This window comes from Domibacillus indicus, from assembly GCF_000970685.1.
Classification (GTDB): domain Bacteria; phylum Bacillota; class Bacilli; order Bacillales; family Domibacillaceae; genus Domibacillus; species Domibacillus indicus.
Genome location: NZ_LAJB01000024.1, coordinates 17,605 through 38,277, shown reverse-complemented (window position 1 = coordinate 38,277; position 20,673 = coordinate 17,605). Strand labels below are relative to the sequence as shown.

Here is a 20,673-nt window from a genome sequence, read left to right as displayed (position 1 = left end):
CCTCCTTCCGGAATCAGTGTATTACCAGCTGGCTTTTTTAACGCCAGGAATTTGACCTTTATAAGCTAGTTCACGGAAACAAATACGGCAAAGTTTAAATTTGCGGTATACAGAGTGTGGACGCCCGCAGCGTTCGCAGCGTGTGTACTCTTGCACTTTAAACTTTTGTGTGCGTTTTTGTTTCGCAATCATTGATTTTTTAGCCACGTTTTCGCCTCCCTTATATAGCGATTACTTTTGGAACGGCATTCCAATTTGTGTTAACAATTCACGAGCTTCTTCGTCCGTGTTGGCAGTAGTAACAATAACGATGTCCATGCCGCGTACTTTTGATACTTTATCGTAATCAATCTCAGGGAAGATTAACTGTTCTTTTACACCAAGTGTGTAGTTGCCACGACCGTCGAACGCTTTTTTAGAAACGCCGCGGAAGTCACGTACACGTGGAAGTGAAACAGAAACAAGTTTATCAAGGAATTCGTACATGCGCTCGCCGCGAAGAGTAACTTTCGCACCGATTGGCATGCCTTCACGAAGACGGAATCCTGCGATTGAGTTTTTCGCGCGTGTTACCATTGGCTTCTGGCCAGTGATTTGAGTAAGTTCTTCCACAGCTGTATCCAACACTTTCGCGTTTTGAACTGCTTCACCAACACCCATGTTCACGACGATTTTTTCAATTTTAGGTACTTGCATAACTGAAGTATAGTTAAACTTGCTCATAAGAGCAGGAGTAATTTCTTTTTGGAATTTTTCTTTAAGGCGGTTCACTTAGAATACCTCCCTTCTTGAACTTTTTATTTATCTAAAGTTTCACCGGATTTTTTTGCTACGCGGACTTTTTTGCCGTCCACTACTTTGTAACCTACACGAGTAGGTTCATTTGTTTTCGGATCCAACAGCATAACGTTGGATACGTGAATAGCTGCCTCCTGGCTTAGGATGCCGCCCTGCGGATTTAGTTGTGAAGGTTTCGCGTGTTTTTTCACGATGTTGATTCCTTCAACAAGTACACGGTCTTTTTTAGGGAAAGCTGCAAGAACAACGCCTGTTTTGCCTTTATCTTTGCCTGTGATAACCATGACTTTATCGCCTTTTTTCACGTGCATGTTGCGCACCTCCTTGATGGGCCTTTTATTTATTCAGTTCAATTAGATTACTTCCGGAGCTAGGGAAACAATCTTCATGAAATTGCTGTCGCGAAGTTCGCGGGCAACCGGGCCGAAAATACGTGTGCCGCGCGGGCTCTTGTCGTCACGAATGATAACGCACGCGTTTTCGTCGAAGCGGATGTATGAACCGTCATTACGGCGAACGCCGCGTTTCGTACGAACGATAACCGCTTTTACCACTTCACCTTTTTTGACAACGCCACCTGGTGTTGCTTGTTTTACTGTACACACGATTACATCACCGACGTTAGCTGTTTTGCGGCCTGAACCACCGAGGACTTTAATCGTTAATACTTCACGCGCACCAGAGTTGTCAGCTACTTTTAAACGTGATTCTTGCTGGATCATTTAGGTTACCTCCTTTCGGACTTTAACATCTATCCGAACATTAATTAGATGATGACTGCTTTTTCCACCACTTCTACAAGGCGGAAACGTTTTGTTGCAGAAAGCGGGCGAGTTTCCATAATGCGTACTACATCGCCGATTTTTGCTTCGTTATTCTCATCATGAGCTTTAAATTTCTTTGAATACTTTACACGTTTCCCGTAAAGTTTGTGTGTTTTATATGTTTCAACAAGAACCGTTACTGTTTTGTCCATTTTGTCAGAAACAACACGGCCTGTGTAAACTTTGCGCTGATTGCGTTCGCTCATCGTGCAAACCTCCTTTCAATTATCGATTATCAATTTCCCGTTGACGAATCACGGTTTTCATGCGGGCAATTGCTTTACGTACTTCACGAATACGAGCTGTATTCTCAAGCTGTCCCGTCGCCAATTGAAAGCGAAGGTTGAAAAGTTCTTCTTTGAGCGACTTTACTTGTTGTTCAATTTCAGCAGTGGTAAGTTCACGGATTTCATTAGCTTTCATTTGATTCACCACCAATTTCTTCGCGTTTTACGATTTTGCATTTCACTGGCAGCTTGTGTGATGCCAAGCGAAGTGCTTCACGTGCTACTTCATCAGAAACGCCGGCAATTTCAAACATAATCTTGCCTGGTTTTACAACCGCTACCCAGCCTTCAGGAGCACCTTTACCGGAACCCATCCGTACTTCAAGAGGTTTTTTCGTATATGGTTTGTGAGGGAAAATTTTAATCCAAACTTTACCGCCACGTTTCATGTAACGAGTCATCGCAATACGGGCAGATTCGATTTGGCGGTTTGTGATCCAAGAAGCTTCTGTTGCTTGAAGACCGTATTCACCAAATGCTACCTCTGTTCCGCCTTTTGCTTGACCGCGCATTTTGCCGCGGTGTACACGACGATATTTAACGCGTTTTGGCAATAACATATTAGTTGCCTCCTCCCTGAGTTTTCTTCTTCGCAGGAAGAACCTCTCCACGGTAGATCCATACTTTTACGCCTAGTTTGCCGTAAGTTGTGTCTGCTTCAACATGTGCATAGTCGATGTCAGCACGAAGAGTATGAAGTGGAACTGTTCCTTCACTGTAATGTTCAGCACGGGCAATATCTGCACCGCCAAGACGACCTGAAACTTGTGTTTTAATTCCTTTTGCACCTGAACGGATTGTCCGTTGGATAGCCTGCTTTTGAGCACGGCGGAAAGATACACGGTTTTCAAGCTGGCGAGCAATGTTTTCCGCTACTAATTTTGCATCAAGGTCAGCACGTTTCACTTCAACAATGTTAATGTGAACACGTTTGCCTGTTAGTTCGTTTAGAGCTTTACGAAGCGCTTCTACTTCAGAACCACCTTTACCGATAACCATACCAGGTTTAGCAGTGTGCACTGTAATATTCACGCGGTTTGCAGCACGTTCGATTTCAACGCGGGATAGTGAAGCATCTTTAAGACGTTCTTCAATGTAGCTGCGCACTTTCAAATCTTCATGCAGAAGATCAGCGTAGTCTTTTTCAGCGTACCATTTAGAATCCCAGTCGCGAATGATCCCGACGCGCAATCCATGAGGATGTACTTTTTGACCCACGAATTATCCCTCCTTCTTTTCTGCCACAACGATTGTAATGTGGCTTGTGCGTTTGTTAATTGCGCTTGCACGTCCCATTGCACGAGGACGGAAACGTTTCAAAGTCGGTCCTTCATTTACATATGCCTGTGTAACAACAAGGTTGTTTACATCAAGATCATAGTTGTGTTCTGCATTAGCAATGGCAGAATTTAAAAGTTTTTCAATTACTGGAGATGAAGTTTTTGGCGTATGCTTTAAGATCGCCACTGCTTCTCCAACTTGCTTGCCTCGAATCAAGTCAATTACTAGACGTGCTTTACGAGGAGCAATGCGAACTGTTCTTAAGACAGCTTTAGCTTCCATTGTAATATCCTCCTCTCAATTAGCGTCTTGTTTTCTTATCGTCTGCAACGTGTCCTTTATACGTACGCGTTGGAGCGAATTCACCAAGTTTGTGTCCAACCATATCTTCAGTTACATACACAGGTACGTGTTTGCGACCATCGTATACTGCGATAGTGTGTCCGATGAATTGCGGGAAAATTGTAGAACGGCGAGACCAAGTTTTAATAACTTGCTTTTTCTCAGTTTCGTTCAATGCTTCAACTTTCTTGAATAAATGATCATCAACAAAAGGTCCTTTTTTCAAGCTGCGGCCCATTTGTGTACCTCCCTTCGTGATTGATCTACGGTTCGCGCTTGGAACCGTAGGACAATTACGTTATTTTTTACGACGACGAACAATAAACTTGTCGGATTTGTTAACTTTTTTACGTGTTTTGTAACCAAGAGCTGGTTTGCCCCATGGTGTAACAGGACCTTTACGACCGATTGGCGCACGTCCTTCACCACCACCGTGTGGGTGGTCGTTAGGGTTCATTACAGAACCGCGAACTGTAGGTTTTTTACCTAACCAGCGAGAACGGCCTGCTTTACCGATGTTTACAAGTTCATGCTGCTCGTTACCAACCTGGCCGATTGTTGCACGGCATGTTGCAAGGATCATGCGTACTTCGCCAGAGTTTAAGCGTACAAGAACATATTTACCTTCTTTACCAAGTACTTGAGCTGAAGTTCCGGCAGAACGAACCAATTGGCCGCCTTTACCTGGCTTCAATTCAATGTTGTGGATAACTGTACCCACAGGGATATTTACAAGCGGAAGAGCGTTTCCTACTTTAATATCCGCTTCTGGACCAGCCATAATTTCAGTTCCAACTTGGATGTTTTTTGGAGCTAAGATGTAGCGCTTTTCTCCATCAGCATAGTGCACGAGTGCGATGTTAGCCGAACGGTTTGGATCGTATTCGATTGTAGCAACGCGGCCTGGAATGCCATCTTTATCGCGCTTAAAATCGATGATACGGTATTGGCGTTTATGACCGCCGCCTTTATGACGAACAGTGATTTTACCCTGGTTGTTACGGCCGCCTTTCTTTTTCAAAGGCTCAAGCAATGATTTCTCTGGCGTGCTTGTTGTAATTTCAGCAAAGTCAAGAGTAGTCATGTTACGACGACCATTCGTGGTCGGTTTATACTTTTTAATCGCCATTTCGTGTCCCTCCTCTTCTATTTTATGTGTTTATTAAGCTTCGAAAAGTTCGATTTCTTTGCTATCTTGCGTCAAGGTTACGATTGCTTTGCGGCGTTTGTTTGTGTAGCCGGCATGGCGTCCCATACGCTTGAATTTACCTTTGTAGTTCATGACGTTTACGTTTTTTACTTTAACGCCGAAGATTTCTTCAACAGCTGTCTTCACCTGCGTTTTGTTTGCGCGTACGTCGACTTCAAAAGTGTATTTTTTATCAGCCATTACAGCCATAGATTGTTCAGTAATAACGGGGCGCTTAATCACATCGCGTGCATCCATTATGCAAGCACCTCCTCTACTTTTTCAACCGCTGCTTTTGTCATAATAAGCTTATCATGTCCAAGCAGGTCAAGGATGTTGATGCCAGATGCCTCAACCACTGTTACTCCAGGGATGTTGCGTGCTGACAATGCAACGAATTCATTTACTGTATCTGTTACGATCAATGCTTTTGAGTCAACAGACAGGTTTTTAAGTACTGATGCAAATTCTTTTGTTTTTGGTGCTTCGAACGATAAAGCATCCAACACAAGAATGTTTTGTTCTTGTACTTTTGATGATAAAGCTGATTTCAATGCAAGACGGCGGACTTTCTTCGGCAGCTTGTAGCTGTAGCTGCGTGGAGCTGGACCGAATACTGTACCACCACCGCGCCATTGAGGCGAACGAATGGAACCTTGACGTGCACGTCCAGTTCCTTTTTGGCGCCATGGTTTACGGCCGCCACCGCGTACTTCAGAACGCGTTTTTACTTTATGGTTGCCCTGACGCAAAGATGCGCGCTGCATAACCACTGCTTCAAATACAACATGTTCATTTGGTTCGATTCCGAATACAGCATCGTTTAGTTCGATATCGCCGACTTCAGAACCTGTTTGGTTTAACACTTTCACTTTAGCCATTCCTGTTTCCTCCTTTCCTATAAAAGTTGATTACTTTGCTTTAACCGCAGTTTTAACTTGGATCAAGGCTTTTTTGGATCCTGGAACGTTACCTTTAATAAGAAGAACGTTGCGCTCAGCGTCCACTTTAACGACTTGAAGATTTTGTACTGTTACTTGCTCTCCACCCATACGGCCAGGGAGAAGTTTGTTTTTAAATACGCGGTTTGGCGCTACAGGTCCCATTGAACCTGGACGACGATGGTAGCGGGAACCGTGGGACATTGGTCCGCGGCTTTGGCCGTGACGCTTGATAGCACCCTGGAACCCTTTCCCTTTAGAAATTCCTGTTACGTCGACGATGTCGCCTTCTGCAAAAATATCAACTTTGACTTCTTGACCAATTTCAAGATCGCTGTCGATGTTACGGAACTCACGAATGAAGCGCTTAGGTGCGATGCCTTCGCCAGCTTTTTTCACGTGTCCAAGTGCAGGTTTGTTTGCAAGCTTTTCACGCTTATCTTCAAAACCTAACTGAACGCTTGAGTAGCCGTCGTTTTCGACTGTTTTCTTTTGAAGTACAACGTTTGGCGCTGCTTCAATTACGGTTACCGGGATAAGGTCGCCGTTTTCAGCAAACACTTGAGTCATACCGATTTTTCTTCCTAAGATTCCTTTGGTCATGAGTCACACCTCCTGATTAATTGTTAATTTATTTATTTATTAAAGTTTAATTTCAATGTCAACGCCTGACGGCAAGTCTAAACGCATCAATGAATCAACTGTTTTCGGTGTTGGGTTCACGATGTCGATTAAACGTTTATGTGTACGCATTTCAAACTGCTCACGAGAATCTTTGTACTTATGAACCGCACGAAGAATTGTGTAAACAGATTTTTCAGTTGGAAGCGGGATCGGACCGGATACATTTGCACCAGAACGTTTAGCTGTCTCAACGATTTTCTCAGCTGATTGATCAAGAATACGATGATCATATGCTTTCAAACGAATACGAATTTTTTGTTTTGCCATTATTTTCCCTCCTTTATCGCCTATTTAGCTAATAGACATACTCCGCGAAAATTTTTCCCTGACATCACCGCCATGGCAAAGCGGCCGGGTGTGTCAGCAACCTTCCGCATCAACGCTGTCAAAAACCAACATTGATTATTATACATGCTTTCTCTATCGAGTGCAACACTTAATAGAAACTTTTTTACAAACAAAAAACAGCCCGGCCGAAACCGGGCTGTTTTCGGTAAAAAGATTATTATTTTTGGATTGATGCTACAACGCCAGCGCCTACTGTACGGCCGCCTTCACGGATTGAGAATTTAGTACCTTCTTCAATCGCGATTGGAGCGATCAATTCTACAGACATTTCTACGTTGTCACCAGGCATAACCATTTCTACGCCTTCAGGAAGGTTGCAGATACCAGTTACGTCAGTTGTACGGAAGTAGAACTGAGGGCGGTAGTTTGTGAAGAATGGAGTGTGACGTCCACCCTCTTCTTTTGAAAGAACGTAAACTTCCGCTTTGAAAGTTGTGTGTGGTGTGATTGAACCTGGTTTAGCCAATACTTGACCACGTTGGATTTCTTCACGAGCTACACCGCGAAGAAGTGCACCGATGTTGTCGCCAGCTTCAGCATAATCAAGAAGCTTACGGAACATTTCAACACCTGTTACAGTTGTTGATTTTGGCTCTTCAGCAAGACCGATGATTTCTACAACGTCACCGACTTTGATTTGTCCACGCTCAACGCGTCCAGTTGCTACTGTACCACGGCCAGTGATTGAGAAAACATCCTCAACAGGCATCATGAAATCTTTTTCAGTGTCACGTGTTGGAGTTGGGATGTACTCATCAACTGCGTTCATAAGCTCATGGATTTTTTCTTCCCATGCAGCATCGCCTTCAAGGGCTTTAAGAGCAGAACCTTTGATAACAGGAATGTCATCGCCAGGGAACTCATATTCAGAAAGAAGATCGCGAACTTCCATTTCAACTAGTTCAAGAAGCTCTTCGTCGTCTACCATATCGCATTTGTTCATGAATACAACCAGGTAAGGTACACCTACTTGACGAGAAAGAAGGATGTGCTCACGAGTTTGTGGCATCGGGCCGTCAGCAGCAGATACTACCAGGATACCGCCGTCCATTTGAGCTGCACCAGTGATCATGTTTTTAACATAGTCAGCGTGTCCTGGGCAGTCAACGTGTGCATAGTGACGGCTTTCAGTTTCGTACTCAACGTGTGCAGTTGAGATTGTGATACCGCGCTCGCGCTCTTCTGGAGCACCATCGATTTGATCGTACGCACGTGCTTCTGCGCCGCCTGATTTTGCAAGAACAGTTGTGATTGCAGCTGTTAGAGTTGTTTTACCATGGTCAACGTGGCCAATTGTACCAATGTTAACGTGTGGTTTTGAACGGTCGAATTTTGCTTTTGCCATTAGGAAGTTCCTCCTCAAATTATAGAAATTAGTAGTAGTTTATATTGGTCTTCTTGCGAAAAATATCTATTTCCCGCAAGAAGAGAAAGCTTACAATAGTATTTATACTTGATTAGAGAGTATAAATCAATTATTCGCCTTTATTTTTTTTGATGATTGTTTCCATTACACTCTTAGGAACTTCTTCGTAATGATCGAAGTGCATTGAGTAGTTACCGCGTCCTTGCGTGTTAGAACGAAGTGACGTTGCGTAACCGAACATCTCAGAAAGTGGAACGAACGCTTTAACAACTTGAGCGTTACCGCGCGCTTCCATACCTTCTACGCGTCCACGGCGTGATGTAACATCACCCATGATATCGCCAAGATACTCGTCTGGAATAACAACTTCAACTTTCATAAGCGGCTCAAGAAGTACCGGGTTACATTTAGAAACAGCATTTTTCAACGCCATTGATGCAGCGATTTTAAATGCCATCTCAGATGAATCGACGTCATGGTAAGAACCATCGAAAAGACGGGCTTTTACATCGATTAACGGGTAGCCGGCAAGAACACCGTTTTGCATAGCGTCTTCAAGACCTGCTTGAACAGCTGGAATGTATTCACGTGGTACAGAACCACCAACGATACCGTTTTCGAATTCGAAGCCTTTTCCTTCTTCGTTAGGAGAAAACTCGATCCAAACGTGACCGAATTGTCCGCGTCCACCTGATTGACGGGCAAATTTCCCCTCAACCTGTGCACTTGCGCGGAACGTTTCGCGGTATGCTACCTGTGGTGCACCAACGTTTGCTTCTACCTTGAACTCGCGACGCATACGGTCAACAAGGATATCCAGGTGAAGTTCACCCATACCCGAGATAACAACCTCACCAGTTTCCTGGTCAGTACGCGCATGGAATGTCGGATCTTCTTCTTGAAGTTTTTGAAGTGCTGTCGTCATCTTATCTTGGTCAGCTTTTGTTTTCGGCTCAACTGACAAGTGGATAACCGGCTCAGGGAACTCCATAGACTCAAGAATTACAAGGTTTTTCTCATCGCAAAGTGTATCGCCAGTTGTTGTATCTTTCAATCCAACTGCAGCGGCAATGTCACCCGCGTATACTTCCGAAATCTCTTCGCGGGAGTTAGCATGCATTTGCAGGATACGACCTACACGCTCGCGCTTCCCTTTAGTTGAGTTTTGAACGTATGAACCAGATGACAGAACACCTGAGTATACGCGGAAGAATGTTAGTTTACCGACATATGGATCCGTCATAACTTTAAATGCAAGAGCCGAGAACGGCGCTTCATCACTAGATTCACGTTCCACTTCTTCATCGCTGTCCGGAAGTATACCTTTGATTGCCGGTACATCAACTGGTGCTGGAAGATAGTCGATAACAGCATCCAGCATAAGCTGAACACCTTTGTTTTTAAATGCAGATCCAACCATTACCGGGAAGAATTCTACGTTGATAACACCTTTGCGGATCGCAGCTTTGATTTCATCATTCGTCAACTCTTCGCCGCCAAGATATTTCTCCATCAATTCTTCATCAAGTTCAGCTACCGCTTCAATTAGCTTTTCACGGTATTCGTCAGCTTGATCCTGGTAGTCTGCCGGAATGTCAACAACCTCAATTTCAGTACCAAGGTCATTGCCATACATTGTTGCTTTCATTTCAATTAAGTCAATGATGCCTGAAAACTCATCTTCAGCACCGATCGGCAATTGAATTGGATGTGCGTTCGCCATTAGACGGTCATGGATTGTGCTGACAGAGTAAAGGAAGTCCGCACCCAATTTGTCCATTTTGTTAACGAATACAACACGTGGAACACCGTAAGTTGTCGCTTGACGCCATACTGTTTCCGTTTGCGGCTCTACACCTGATTGTGCATCAAGAACAGTTACCGCACCATCAAGTACACGAAGTGAACGTTCAACTTCTACTGTGAAGTCTACGTGTCCTGGTGTATCGATGATGTTAACACGGTGGCCTTTCCATTGAGCTGTTGTCGCAGCAGACGTGATTGTAATCCCGCGCTCCTGCTCCTGCTCCATCCAGTCCATCTGTGATGCCCCTTCGTGCGTTTCACCAATTTTATGGATGCGGCCTGTGTAATAAAGGATACGCTCAGTCGTTGTTGTTTTACCAGCATCGATGTGAGCCATGATTCCGATGTTACGAGTGTTTTTTAAGGAGAACTCTCTTGCCATCTACTATCTTTCTCCTTCCTGAATTAGGGTAGGTTTAAGTTTTGATTTAGAAATTACCAGCGGTAGTGAGCGAATGCTTTGTTCGCTTCTGCCATTTTGTGTGTATCTTCGCGTTTTTTCACAGAAGCGCCTGTGTTGTTTGCTGCATCAAGAATTTCTGCTGCAAGGCGTTCTTCCATTGTTTTTTCACCGCGAAGACGCGCGTAGTTTACCAACCAGCGAAGACCAAGCGTTGTGCGGCGCTCTGGACGCACCTCAACTGGCACCTGGTAGTTTGCACCGCCGACACGGCGTGCTTTTACCTCAAGTACAGGCATGATGTTTTTCATCGCCTGATCAAATACTTCCATTGGATCATTTCCCGTGCGTTCACGGATTGTATCAAAAGCTGCGTAAAGGATGGCCTGGGATTTTCCGCGCTTCCCGTCAACCATCATTTTGTTAATAAGACGTGTAACTAATTTTGAGTTGTAAAGCGGATCAGGCAATACGTCTCTTTTTGCTACAGGACCTTTACGTGGCATATGTTTTCCTCCTTTCGGAAATTCAAGTTATGTGTTTTTTTATTATGCTTTTGGTGCTTTAGGGCGTTTTGTACCGTATTTAGAACGGCCTTGACGGCGAGATTCAACACCGGCAGTATCAAGCGCACCACGAACGATGTGGTAACGTACACCCGGTAAGTCTTTAACACGTCCGCCGCGGATCAAAACGACACTGTGCTCTTGAAGGTTATGGCCAATACCAGGGATATAAGCTGTTACTTCAATACCGTTGCTCAAGCGTACACGCGCATATTTACGAAGCGCTGAGTTCGGTTTTTTCGGCGTCATTGTACCAACACGTGTGCAAACACCGCGTTTTTGCGGAGAAAGTACATCTGTTTGGGATTTCTTGAAGCTGTTGAATCCTTTATTAAGCGCCGGAGACTTCGATTTAGTGATCTTTGATTTACGAGGCTTACGTACTAACTGATTAATAGTAGGCATGTAAAGATCCTCCCTTCCTTTTTTTCTAAGCCCACACTTCCAGGTGGCTCATTTTTGGGCAAAAACAAAGTTCTTGCAGTAAACCTGCAAAAACGTTCTTTGCGAATAGTAACAAATAAATGATTTTTGGTCCTATCTCCATACATAAAGATATGTCGTACAGGAACACCTTGATCATAGTATCATTTTCATTTTCCAGTGTCAACTATTCTTTTCAAAAAAATTTACCGGCGCTTGTTTTGTCCCAAGCGCCGATAAAAATTATTCTACTGTAACAGATTCTTCTTCTCTTAAATTCGCTTCAGACTGACGATAACGCTGCATACCGGTACCTGCTGGAACAAGTTTTCCGATAATGACGTTCTCTTTCAAGCCAAGCAATTCGTCGCGTTTTCCTTTGATTGCCGCATCTGTGAGGACACGAGTCGTTTCCTGGAATGACGCAGCTGAAAGGAAGGAATCCGTTTCGAGCGATGCTTTGGTAATACCAAGAAGTACCGGGCGTCCGGTTGCCGGTATACCGCCTTCAAGAAGGGCTTTTTCGTTTGCATCACGGAACTGATGAATTTCAAGCAGGCTTCCCGGAAGAACATCGGTATCTCCCGCTTCAAGCACACGTACTTTACGAAGCATCTGGCGAACCATTACCTCGACGTGCTTATCACCAATTTCTACCCCCTGCATACGGTATACTTTTTGAACTTCACGCAATAAGTATTCCTGTACAGAGGTAACATCTTTGATTTTCAAATATTCTTTCGGATCAATTGAACCTTCCGTTAGAACCTGGCCGCGTTCAATTTGATCATTTACTGCCACCTTCAAGCGGGCTGTATAAGGAGCTGTGTACGTGCGTGTTTCCACTTCTCCCTGGATCGTGATTTCCTGCTGGCGGTCGCGGCCTTCGGTAATAGATGTAATGGTTCCATTAATTTCCGAAATAATCGCCTGGCCTTTCGGATTACGCGCTTCGAAAATCTCCTGGATACGCGGAAGACCCTGTGTGATATCATCTCCAGCTACACCGCCGGTATGGAACGTACGCATTGTAAGCTGTGTACCTGGCTCCCCAATTGACTGGGCTGCAATGATACCAACCGCTTCACCGACTTCCACTTCCTGGCCGGTTGCCAGGTTGCGTCCATAACATTTTTTACATACGCCGTGACGCGTATTACATGTAAAGGCAGAACGGATCCATACTTTTTCTACGCCTGCTTCCACAACTACTTTTGCCAGGTCTTCATCGATCTGTTCGTTTTCACGAACAAGCACTTCATCCGTTTCTGGATGCTTAATCGTTTTGCGTGAATAACGGCCCACCAGACGTTCTTCAAGCGCTTCGATAATTTCTGTACCATCTTTGATCGAGCTGATTTCCAGGCCGCGGTCTGTTCCGCAGTCATCTTCACGTACAATAACATCCTGCGCTACGTCAACGAGACGGCGTGTCAAGTAACCGGAATCGGCTGTTTTCAGGGCCGTATCGGCAAGACCTTTACGCGCACCGTGTGTAGAGATAAAGTATTCGAGTACTGTCAGACCTTCACGGAACGAAGATTTGATCGGGAGCTCGATAATCCGGCCGGCCGGGTTGGCCATCAATCCGCGCATACCAGCAAGCTGCGTAAAGTTCGAGGCGTTACCACGGGCTCCGGAATCACTCATCATGAAGATCGGGTTACGCTTATCAAGAGATTCCATCAATTTGCCCTGGATAACATCTTTTGCCGCACTCCATACAGAGATAACACGATCATAGCGCTCTTCCTCCGTAATTAAACCACGGCGGAACTGCTTCATAACATTATCCACTTTGGCCTGTGCTTCTTTTAGAATTTCCTCTTTTTCACCTAAAACAACGATATCCGCTACCCCTACAGTGATACCCGCTTTTGTCGAGTGTCTGAAGCCGAGGTCTTTCATACGGTCAAGCATTTTAGACGTTTCGGTAATTTTGAAGCGTTTAAACACCTCTGCGATGATGTTACCAAGTATTTTCTTTTTGAACGGAGAAACAATTTCCTGTTTAGCGATATGCTCAGGAACATTTACACCCGCATCCACAAAGTACTTCTCCGGTGTTTTCTCTTCAAGATTACTGCTTGTTGGCTCGTTAATGTACGGGAACGTGTCAGGCAAAATTTCGTTAAAGATCAATTTACCTACCGTCGTAACAAGAAGCTTTTTGTTTTGCTCTTCGGTAAAGGTCTGGTTTTCCAGTGAAGAAGCGGCCACTGCTACACGTGTATGCAAGTGAACGTATCCATTTTGATAGGCCAAAATCGCTTCGTTTGTATCCTTGAAAATAGAACCTTCCCCTACTGCTCCTTCACGTTCAAGCGTAAGGTAATAGTTACCGAGAACCATATCCTGTGAAGGTGTAACAACTGGTTTTCCGTCTTTTGGATTCAGAATGTTTTGCGCAGCAAGCATCAGCATACGGGCTTCTGCCTGCGCTTCAGCTGAGAGCGGTACGTGAACGGCCATCTGGTCGCCATCAAAGTCGGCATTGTATGCAGTACATACAAGCGGATGCAGGCGAATAGCGCGCCCTTCTACAAGCGTCGGCTCGAATGCCTGGATTCCAAGACGGTGAAGAGTTGGGGCACGGTTCAACAGAACTGGATGCTCACGGATAACTTCTTCGAGTACATCCCATACATCAGATTGAACACGCTCGATTTTGCGCTTTGCACTTTTAATATTGTGTGCAAGTCCACGCTCAACTAATTCTTTCATAACAAACGGCTTGAAAAGCTCAAGTGCCATTTCTTTTGGAAGGCCGCATTGATACATTTTCAAGTTCGGACCAACAACGATTACGGAACGGCCAGAATAGTCAACCCGTTTACCCAAAAGGTTTTGACGGAAACGGCCCTGTTTCCCTTTTAGCATATGAGAAAGAGATTTTAATGGGCGGTTACCTGGTCCTGTTACCGGGCGCCCGCGGCGTCCGTTATCAATAAGCGCATCTACTGCTTCTTGAAGCATGCGTTTTTCGTTTTGAACGATAATGCTTGGTGCCCCAAGATCTAATAAGCGTTTAAGACGGTTGTTCCGGTTGATAACACGCCGGTACAAATCATTCAGGTCAGACGTTGCGAAGCGGCCACCGTCAAGCTGTACCATTGGGCGAAGCTCTGGCGGGATAACCGGCAGTACATCTAAAATCATCCAGTCCGGGCGGTTGCCTGAATGACGGAATGCTTCAATGACTTCAAGGCGTTTAATTGCACGTGTACGGCGCTGCCCTTGTGCTGATTTCAATTCTTCTTTTAACTGTTCTGTTTCTTTATCAAGGTCAATGTCCTGAAGAAGCTTTTTGATTGCTTCTGCACCCATAGATGCCTGAAACTTGTTGCCATATTTATCACGGTATGTGCGGAATTCTTTTTCAGAAAGAAGCTGTTTCTTTTCAAGGGCTGTGTCACCTGATTCGGTAACCACGTATGAAGCGAAATAAATAACCTCTTCCAAAGCACGCGGAGACATGTCTAAGACAAGGCCCATCCGGCTTGGGATTCCTTTAAAATACCAAATATGCGAAACAGGCGCAGCCAGTTCAATGTGCCCCATACGCTCACGGCGCACTTTCGCCTTTGTTACTTCAACGCCACAGCGGTCACAAACTACTCCTTTATAACGGACACGTTTGTATTTGCCGCAATGGCACTCCCAGTCTTTCGTAGGACCAAAGATTCGTTCGCAGAACAAGCCGTCTTTTTCAGGCTTCAATGTACGGTAATTAATTGTTTCCGGTTTTTTCACTTCTCCGTAAGACCATGAACGAATCTTATCAGGTGAAGCAAGACCAATTTTCATATACTCAAAATTATTGACATCCAGCAAGGGGCCTACCTCCCTTTTCTTTTTACCGATTTCCTTGAAAGCGCCCAAAAAGCGCCAGGAGCGCTTTTTGGACGAAATGCTATTTAATGGTTTAGTCCGTTGATACGATTGATTCAATTCCAGCGGCTTCAGGAGCGATATTTAACGTATCGGCCTGCTGCACATCATCTTCATCTTCAAGGTCGCGCATTTCAATTTCCTGATCGTCGCCTGACATAATTTTCACATCCAGGCCTAGACTTTGAAGTTCTTTAATCAATACTTTAAATGATTCAGGAACACCTGGTTCTGGAACATTTTCACCTTTGACAATCGCTTCATATGTTTTTACACGTCCAACGATATCATCGGATTTAACCGTTAAGATTTCTTGCAGTGTATAAGCGGCACCATATGCCTCGAGTGCCCACACTTCCATCTCGCCAAAACGCTGTCCGCCGAATTGGGCTTTACCGCCAAGAGGCTGCTGCGTAACAAGTGAGTATGGTCCTGTAGAACGCGCATGGAGCTTATCGTCAACCATATGCGCAAGCTTGATCATATACATGATCCCAACAGATACACGGTTATCAAACGGCTCACCGCTGCGGCCATCGTACAAGACGGTTTTCGCATCACGGCTCATGCCGGCTTCTTCGATTGTCTCCCACACATCATCCTCAGTTGCACCGTCAAATACTGGAGATGCAACATGGATACCCAGGTAGCGTGCAGCCATACCTAGGTGAAGCTCAAGGACCTGGCCAATGTTCATACGGGATGGTACGCCAAGCGGGTTAAGCATGATATCAACTGGAGTTCCATCCGGCAGGAATGGCATATCCTCTTCAGGAAGGATACGGGAAATTACCCCTTTGTTACCGTGACGGCCGGCCATTTTATCCCCTTCAGAAATCTTCCGTTTCTGAACGATATACACGCGCACAAGCTGATTTACACCCGGCGGCAGCTCATCTCCGTCTTCACGGTTAAAGACTTTTACATCAAGAACAATACCGCCTCCGCCGTGAGGAACACGAAGCGATGTATCACGTACTTCACGTGCTTTTTCACCAAAGATAGCATGAAGCAGTCTTTCTTCTGCTGTCAATTCTGTTACACCTTTAGGCGTTACTTTACCAACCAGCAAATCATTATCTTTTACTTCTGCACCAACACGGATAATTCCGCGGTCATCAAGGTTGCGCAATGCATCTTCGCCAACATTCGGAATATCGCGTGTAATTTCCTCAGGTCCAAGCTTTGTATCACGTGATTCCGACTCGTATTCTTCAATGTGAATAGAGGTATATACATCGTCTTTCACAAGACGCTCACTCATGATAATCGCATCTTCATAGTTATAGCCGTCCCATGTCATGAACGCAACGAGAACATTACGGCCAAGAGCCAGTTCACCGAGCTCCATTGACGGGCCATCTGCTAAAATCTCGCCTTTTTTCACACGGTCGCCGACAGTAACGATCGGACGCTGGTTATAGCACGTTCCCTGGTTGGAACGGATAAATTTTTGCAGCTTGTATTTATCAAGATCGCCTTTTACTTCCTGGCCGTCTACTTCTTGAACACGGCGGACAAGAATTTGACGCGCTTCCACGCGTTCAACGATCCCTTCATATTTACAAATAACAGCAGCGCCGGAGTCTTTTGCAGATACATATTCCATGCCTGTTCCGACAATCGGTGCTTCCGGCTGCATCAACGGCACAGCTTGACGCTGCATGTTTGCTCCCATAAGAGCACGGTTGGAGTCATCGTTTTCCAGGAATGGAATACACGCTGTCGCAGCCGATACAACCTGCTTCGGCGAAACGTCCATGTAGTCCACGCGCTCACGTTTTACTACGGTATTTTCACCACGGAAACGGGCAACAACCTCTTCTTCTGCAAATGAGCCATCTTCATTCAATGGTACATTCGCCTGGGCAACAACATAGTTGTCTTCTTCATCGGCTGTCAAATAGTCAATATGCTCCGTTACACAGCCCGTATCTGGATCAACACGGCGGTACGGCGTTTCAATAAACCCAAAACGGTTTACTTTCGCAAACGAAGATAAAGAGTTGATCAATCCGATGTTCGGTCCCTCCGGCGTTTCAATCGGGCACATCCGTCCATAGTGGGAGTAATGAACGTCACGTACTTCAAAGCCCGCGCGCTCACGAGTCAAACCACCCGGACCCAATGCAGATAAACGGCGTTTATGCGTTAGTTCACCAAGCGGGTTTGTTTGGTCCATGAACTGTGAAAGCTGAGAGCTGCCAAAGAACTCTTTAATAGACGCAATGACCGGACGAATATTAATCAATTGCTGCGGTGTGATCGTCTGGGTATCTTGAATGGACATACGCTCACGAACAACCCGTTCCATACGGGAAAGCCCGATACGGAATTGGTTCTGCAGCAATTCACCTACTGAACGAAGACGGCGGTTGCCAAGGTGATCAATATCGTCTGTATCGCCCACTCCGTAAAGAAGGTTGAAGAAATAACCAATCGACGCAATGATATCGGCTGGTGTGATATTCTTTACGTTCATTTCCGGGAAGCCGTTGCCAATAATATTGATAACCTGCTCTTCTTCACTGTTTGGTGCATATACTTTAATTGTCTGAACGGTCATTTCATCTTCAATCACGCCGCCGCTCTGGCGATATGATTTAAATGAAGCGCCATTTTCAAGAAACGGAGTAACTTTATCAAGCATGCGGCGGTCAAGAACTGTCCCTGCTTCCGCAATAATTTCACCAGTCTCCGGATCTGCAATTGGCTCAGCAAGACGCTGGCCAAACAAACGGTTTTTCGTGTGAAGCTTTTTATTCATTTTATAGCGTCCTACGCTGGCAAGGTCGTACCGCTTCGGATCAAAAAAGCGGGAAACCAATAGGCTTTTCGCATTTTCAACAGTTGGCGGTTCACCTGGACGAAGGCGCTCGTAAATTTCAATCAGCGCTTTTTCTGTGGTTTCAGTGTTGTCTTTTTCAAGCGTGTTCCGCAAATATTCATTATCACCAAGCAAGTCGATGATTTCTTGATCAGTGCCAAACCCAAGCGCACGCAGTAAAACCGTAATCGGTAATTTGCGTGTCCGATCGATACGGACATACACAATATCTTTGGCATCTGTTTCGTATTCAAGCCACGCACCACGGTTTGGAATAACAGTCGCAGTGAAACCGCGCTTTCCGTTTTTATCCAATTTACCGTTGTAATACACACTTGGAGAACGAACGAGCTGAGAAACGATAACGCGTTCTGCACCATTAATAATGAATGTTCCTGTTTCGGTCATAAGCGGGAAATCGCCCATGAAAACTTCTTGATCTTTCACTTCGCCCGTTTCTTTATTTAATAGACGGACCTTCACGCGGAGCGGTGCAGAGTACGTGACATCACGCTCTTTCGACTCATCCACGGGATACTTGGGCTCTGCCAGGCTGTAATCGATAAACTCCAGTGCCAGATTACCTGTGAAATCTTCAATCGGAGAAATGTCCTGGAACATTTCGCGCAGACCCTCATCAAGAAACCATTGATAGGAGGCTGTTTGAATTTCAATTAAATTCGGTAAATCTAATACTTCACTAATGCGCGCATAGCTTCTACGCTGGCGGTGTCGTCCGTACTGAACTAGTTGACCTGTCAACTGATTCACCCCTCAAATCAAGCGTTATTATTGCCTATAAATTATTCATTAGGCGGAGTATTTTCATACTCAACAAGACAAAAAGAAAAAGGTTTTTTCAAAGAAAACCTCATTTTTATCACAATTGGCCCTATTTTGTTGTCATTGTTCCCATTTTAGCAAAAAAATATTCTCATTGACAAACGGGCACAAATATTATATTGGCATTTTACAATAATAGCATACGGTTTTTTTAGGGTCAATTATTTTTTCGCACGCAAAATAAAATACCCTTTTGCCTTTGCTGCGACTTCACATGAACCGGCCAGCCGCTCTATTTCCTTTATAGCAGATGGAGCTCCCTGTTTCTTTTGAATAACGACCCATAATTCGCCGCCTTTTAAAAGCTTTGCAAAGCCCGTTTGCAATATATCAAAAACAACCTGCTTGCCCGCACGGATAGGCGGATTTGTCAATACGGCCGCAAAACCTTTCTCTGATACACTCTGCAGACGGTCACTTTCATAAATGCGCACGTTATCAACACCGTTTCTTTTCGCGTTTTCACGTGCCAGCGCGAGTGCCCGGTCATTAATATCAATCATATGGATCATTCGTTCCGGCTGTTCAAAGGCAATGGAAATGCCAATCGGACCATAACCGCAGCCCGCATCCAGTACAGGCCCCTCGATTTCAGGCCATTCAAACGTTTCAATCAGCAGCCTCGATCCAAAATCCACTTCTGATTTTGAAAAAACCCCTGCGTCTGTTTCAAACTTAAATGATTTTCCACGCAGGAAAAACTCAAATTGCTGAGGACGGGTTTCACTGTTCGGATTTCTGGAAAAATAATGGTCTGACACAATCATTTCCCCTTTCAACAACAAAAGCCCGCTGCAGAACCAGCGGACTTTTGTGTCATTGTATCAAAAAATTACTTCACTTCTACAGAAGCGCCAACTTCTTCAAGTTTCGCTTTAAGCTCTTCAGCTTCTTCTTTCGCGATACCTTCTTTAAGCGCTTTTGGTGTGTTATCAACTAGCTCTTTCGCTTCTTTCAAGCCAAGGCCTGTGATTTCGCGAACAACTTTGATAACTTTGATTTTTTGGTCGCCTGCTCCAGCAAGGATAAGGTCGAATTCTGTTTTTTCTGCTGCTGCGTCGCCGCCTGCAGCACCCGCTACTGCAACTGGTGCAGCTGCTGTTACGCCGAATTCTTCTTCGATTGCTTTTACAAGGTCGTTCAATTCAAGAACGGACATTTCTTTGATTGCTTCAATGATTTGCTCTTTAGACATTTTGTATTTCCTCCTTAGTGTGTTTTAAAAATGTTTTTTTATTCATTAAACCGCTATACGATTTGCCTGGCAATTATGCGCCTTGCTCTTCTTTTTGATCGGCCACTGCTTTCGCTGCAAGAGCGAAGTTGCGGATTGGCGCTTGAAGAACGCTGAGTACCATAGAAAGAAGTCCTTCGCGTGATGGAAGTTCTGCAAGTGCTTTAACTTCCTCAACCGATACGAAGTTTCCTTCAAGAACACCAGCTTTAATTTCAAGTGCGTCGTTTTTCTTCGCGAATTCGTTCAAGATCTTCGCTGGAGCCACAACATCCTCAGCACCGAACGCTATTGCGTTTGGACCTGTAAGGAACTCTCCAAGTCCTTCGATACCTGCCTGCTCAGCTGCACGGCGAGTCATCGTATTTTTGTATACTTTGAACTCAACGCCTGCTTCACGAAGCTGCTTACGAAGTTCCGTTACTTGTGCCACGGAAAGACCGCGGTAGTCAACGATAACTGTCGATGGGCTGTTTTTTAGTTTGTCGGCGATTTCACCAACAACTGCTTGTTTTTTCTCGATAACGCTGCTCATCTGCTACACCTCCTGTAAGATTTATCTGAACGAAAAACGTTCAATTATTTTATACCGTTTAGGAAACGTAAAAGCCTCCATGTCCCGG

General features: G+C 44.9%; 24 protein-coding genes and 1 other annotated feature (1 of these 25 only partly in view). All 24 genes read right to left on the bottom strand.

Going from position 1 to position 20,673, the window contains the following annotated elements; translation table 11 throughout:
- Positions 1–21: 21 nt before the first annotated feature.
- On the bottom strand, positions 22–207 hold the full coding sequence (gene rpsN, locus VP98_RS16870; RefSeq protein ID WP_046176559.1) for a 30S ribosomal protein S14: 186 nt from the start codon (positions 205–207) through the stop codon (positions 22–24).
- 24 nt (positions 208–231) lie between these two features.
- Positions 232–771, bottom strand: coding sequence for a 50S ribosomal protein L5 (rplE, locus tag VP98_RS16865; protein ID WP_046176558.1), 540 nt, complete (start codon positions 769–771; stop codon positions 232–234).
- A 26-nt stretch (positions 772–797) separates the two neighbouring features.
- On the bottom strand, positions 798–1,109 hold the full coding sequence (gene rplX / locus VP98_RS16860) for a 50S ribosomal protein L24 (protein WP_046176557.1): 312 nt from the start codon (positions 1,107–1,109) through the stop codon (positions 798–800).
- Between the two features lie 42 nt (positions 1,110–1,151).
- Complete coding sequence (rplN, locus tag VP98_RS16855) at positions 1,152–1,520, bottom strand: 50S ribosomal protein L14 (protein ID WP_018395165.1); 369 nt, start codon at positions 1,518–1,520, stop codon at positions 1,152–1,154.
- Positions 1,521–1,564: 44 nt separating this feature from the next.
- Entirely contained in the window at positions 1,565–1,828 is a 264-nt protein-coding gene (rpsQ, locus tag VP98_RS16850) for a 30S ribosomal protein S17 (protein ID WP_046176556.1), read from the bottom strand.
- A gap of 19 nt (positions 1,829–1,847) precedes the next feature.
- Entirely contained in the window at positions 1,848–2,045 is a 198-nt protein-coding gene (gene rpmC, locus VP98_RS16845; protein ID WP_045851860.1) for a 50S ribosomal protein L29, read from the bottom strand.
- Positions 2,035–2,469, bottom strand: coding sequence for a 50S ribosomal protein L16 (gene rplP / locus VP98_RS16840; protein ID WP_046176555.1), 435 nt, complete (start codon positions 2,467–2,469; stop codon positions 2,035–2,037). Before rplP ends, rpmC begins: the two co-directional genes overlap by 11 nt.
- Position 2,470: 1 nt before the next feature.
- Positions 2,471–3,127: a 30S ribosomal protein S3 gene (rpsC, locus tag VP98_RS16835; RefSeq protein ID WP_046176554.1), complete on the bottom strand. Its 657-nt coding sequence runs from the start codon at positions 3,125–3,127 to the stop codon at positions 2,471–2,473.
- A 3-nt stretch (positions 3,128–3,130) separates the two neighbouring features.
- Positions 3,131–3,472 carry a 50S ribosomal protein L22 gene (gene rplV / locus VP98_RS16830; RefSeq protein ID WP_046176553.1) on the bottom strand — a complete coding sequence of 114 codons (342 nt, stop codon included), beginning with the start codon at positions 3,470–3,472 and terminating at the stop codon, positions 3,131–3,133.
- A 19-nt stretch (positions 3,473–3,491) separates the two neighbouring features.
- A complete protein-coding gene (rpsS, locus tag VP98_RS16825) occupies positions 3,492–3,770 on the bottom strand; it encodes a 30S ribosomal protein S19 (protein WP_046176552.1) in 279 nt (92 codons plus the stop codon).
- Between the two features lie 60 nt (positions 3,771–3,830).
- Positions 3,831–4,661, bottom strand: coding sequence for a 50S ribosomal protein L2 (rplB, locus tag VP98_RS16820; RefSeq protein ID WP_046176551.1), 831 nt, complete (start codon positions 4,659–4,661; stop codon positions 3,831–3,833).
- A 33-nt stretch (positions 4,662–4,694) separates the two neighbouring features.
- Positions 4,695–4,979, bottom strand: coding sequence for a 50S ribosomal protein L23 (gene rplW, locus VP98_RS16815; RefSeq protein WP_046176550.1), 285 nt, complete (start codon positions 4,977–4,979; stop codon positions 4,695–4,697).
- Positions 4,979–5,602 carry a 50S ribosomal protein L4 gene (gene rplD / locus VP98_RS16810; protein WP_046176549.1) on the bottom strand — a complete coding sequence of 208 codons (624 nt, stop codon included), beginning with the start codon at positions 5,600–5,602 and terminating at the stop codon, positions 4,979–4,981. Before rplD ends, rplW begins: the two co-directional genes overlap by 1 nt.
- A 30-nt stretch (positions 5,603–5,632) precedes the next feature.
- Positions 5,633–6,265 (bottom strand): 50S ribosomal protein L3, encoded by a 633-nt coding sequence (gene rplC, locus VP98_RS16805; protein ID WP_046176548.1) that lies wholly within the window; start codon positions 6,263–6,265, stop codon positions 5,633–5,635.
- Positions 6,266–6,304: 39 nt separating this feature from the next.
- The gene (gene rpsJ, locus VP98_RS16800; RefSeq protein ID WP_046176547.1) at positions 6,305–6,613 is read right to left on the bottom strand and encodes a 30S ribosomal protein S10; all 309 of its coding nucleotides are present in this window, start codon (positions 6,611–6,613) and stop codon (positions 6,305–6,307) included.
- A 238-nt stretch (positions 6,614–6,851) separates the two neighbouring features.
- The gene (tuf, locus tag VP98_RS16795; RefSeq protein ID WP_046176546.1) at positions 6,852–8,039 is read right to left on the bottom strand and encodes an elongation factor Tu; all 1,188 of its coding nucleotides are present in this window, start codon (positions 8,037–8,039) and stop codon (positions 6,852–6,854) included.
- Between the two features lie 130 nt (positions 8,040–8,169).
- The gene (fusA, locus tag VP98_RS16790; protein ID WP_046176545.1) at positions 8,170–10,248 is read right to left on the bottom strand and encodes an elongation factor G; all 2,079 of its coding nucleotides are present in this window, start codon (positions 10,246–10,248) and stop codon (positions 8,170–8,172) included.
- Positions 10,249–10,301: 53 nt separating this feature from the next.
- The gene (gene rpsG, locus VP98_RS16785; protein ID WP_046176544.1) at positions 10,302–10,772 is read right to left on the bottom strand and encodes a 30S ribosomal protein S7; all 471 of its coding nucleotides are present in this window, start codon (positions 10,770–10,772) and stop codon (positions 10,302–10,304) included.
- Between the two features lie 42 nt (positions 10,773–10,814).
- Positions 10,815–11,237, bottom strand: a complete 423-nt coding sequence (rpsL, locus tag VP98_RS16780; RefSeq protein WP_046176543.1) for a 30S ribosomal protein S12 — start codon at positions 11,235–11,237, stop codon at positions 10,815–10,817.
- A 261-nt stretch (positions 11,238–11,498) separates the two neighbouring features.
- Complete coding sequence (rpoC, locus tag VP98_RS16775; RefSeq protein WP_046176542.1) at positions 11,499–15,089, bottom strand: DNA-directed RNA polymerase subunit beta'; 3,591 nt, start codon at positions 15,087–15,089, stop codon at positions 11,499–11,501.
- A gap of 91 nt (positions 15,090–15,180) precedes the next feature.
- On the bottom strand, positions 15,181–18,735 hold the full coding sequence (gene rpoB / locus VP98_RS16770) for a DNA-directed RNA polymerase subunit beta (protein ID WP_046176541.1): 3,555 nt from the start codon (positions 18,733–18,735) through the stop codon (positions 15,181–15,183).
- Between the two features lie 242 nt (positions 18,736–18,977).
- Positions 18,978–19,577: a class I SAM-dependent methyltransferase gene (locus tag VP98_RS16765; protein WP_046176580.1), complete on the bottom strand. Its 600-nt coding sequence runs from the start codon at positions 19,575–19,577 to the stop codon at positions 18,978–18,980.
- 71 nt (positions 19,578–19,648) lie between these two features.
- Positions 19,649–20,011 carry a 50S ribosomal protein L7/L12 gene (gene rplL, locus VP98_RS16760; RefSeq protein ID WP_046176540.1) on the bottom strand — a complete coding sequence of 121 codons (363 nt, stop codon included), beginning with the start codon at positions 20,009–20,011 and terminating at the stop codon, positions 19,649–19,651.
- Between the two features lie 73 nt (positions 20,012–20,084).
- On the bottom strand, positions 20,085–20,585 hold the full coding sequence (rplJ, locus tag VP98_RS16755; protein WP_046176539.1) for a 50S ribosomal protein L10: 501 nt from the start codon (positions 20,583–20,585) through the stop codon (positions 20,085–20,087).
- Positions 20,586–20,643: 58 nt separating this feature from the next.
- Positions 20,644–20,673: a sequence feature (ribosomal protein L10 leader region), on the bottom strand; it runs 113 nt beyond the window's last position.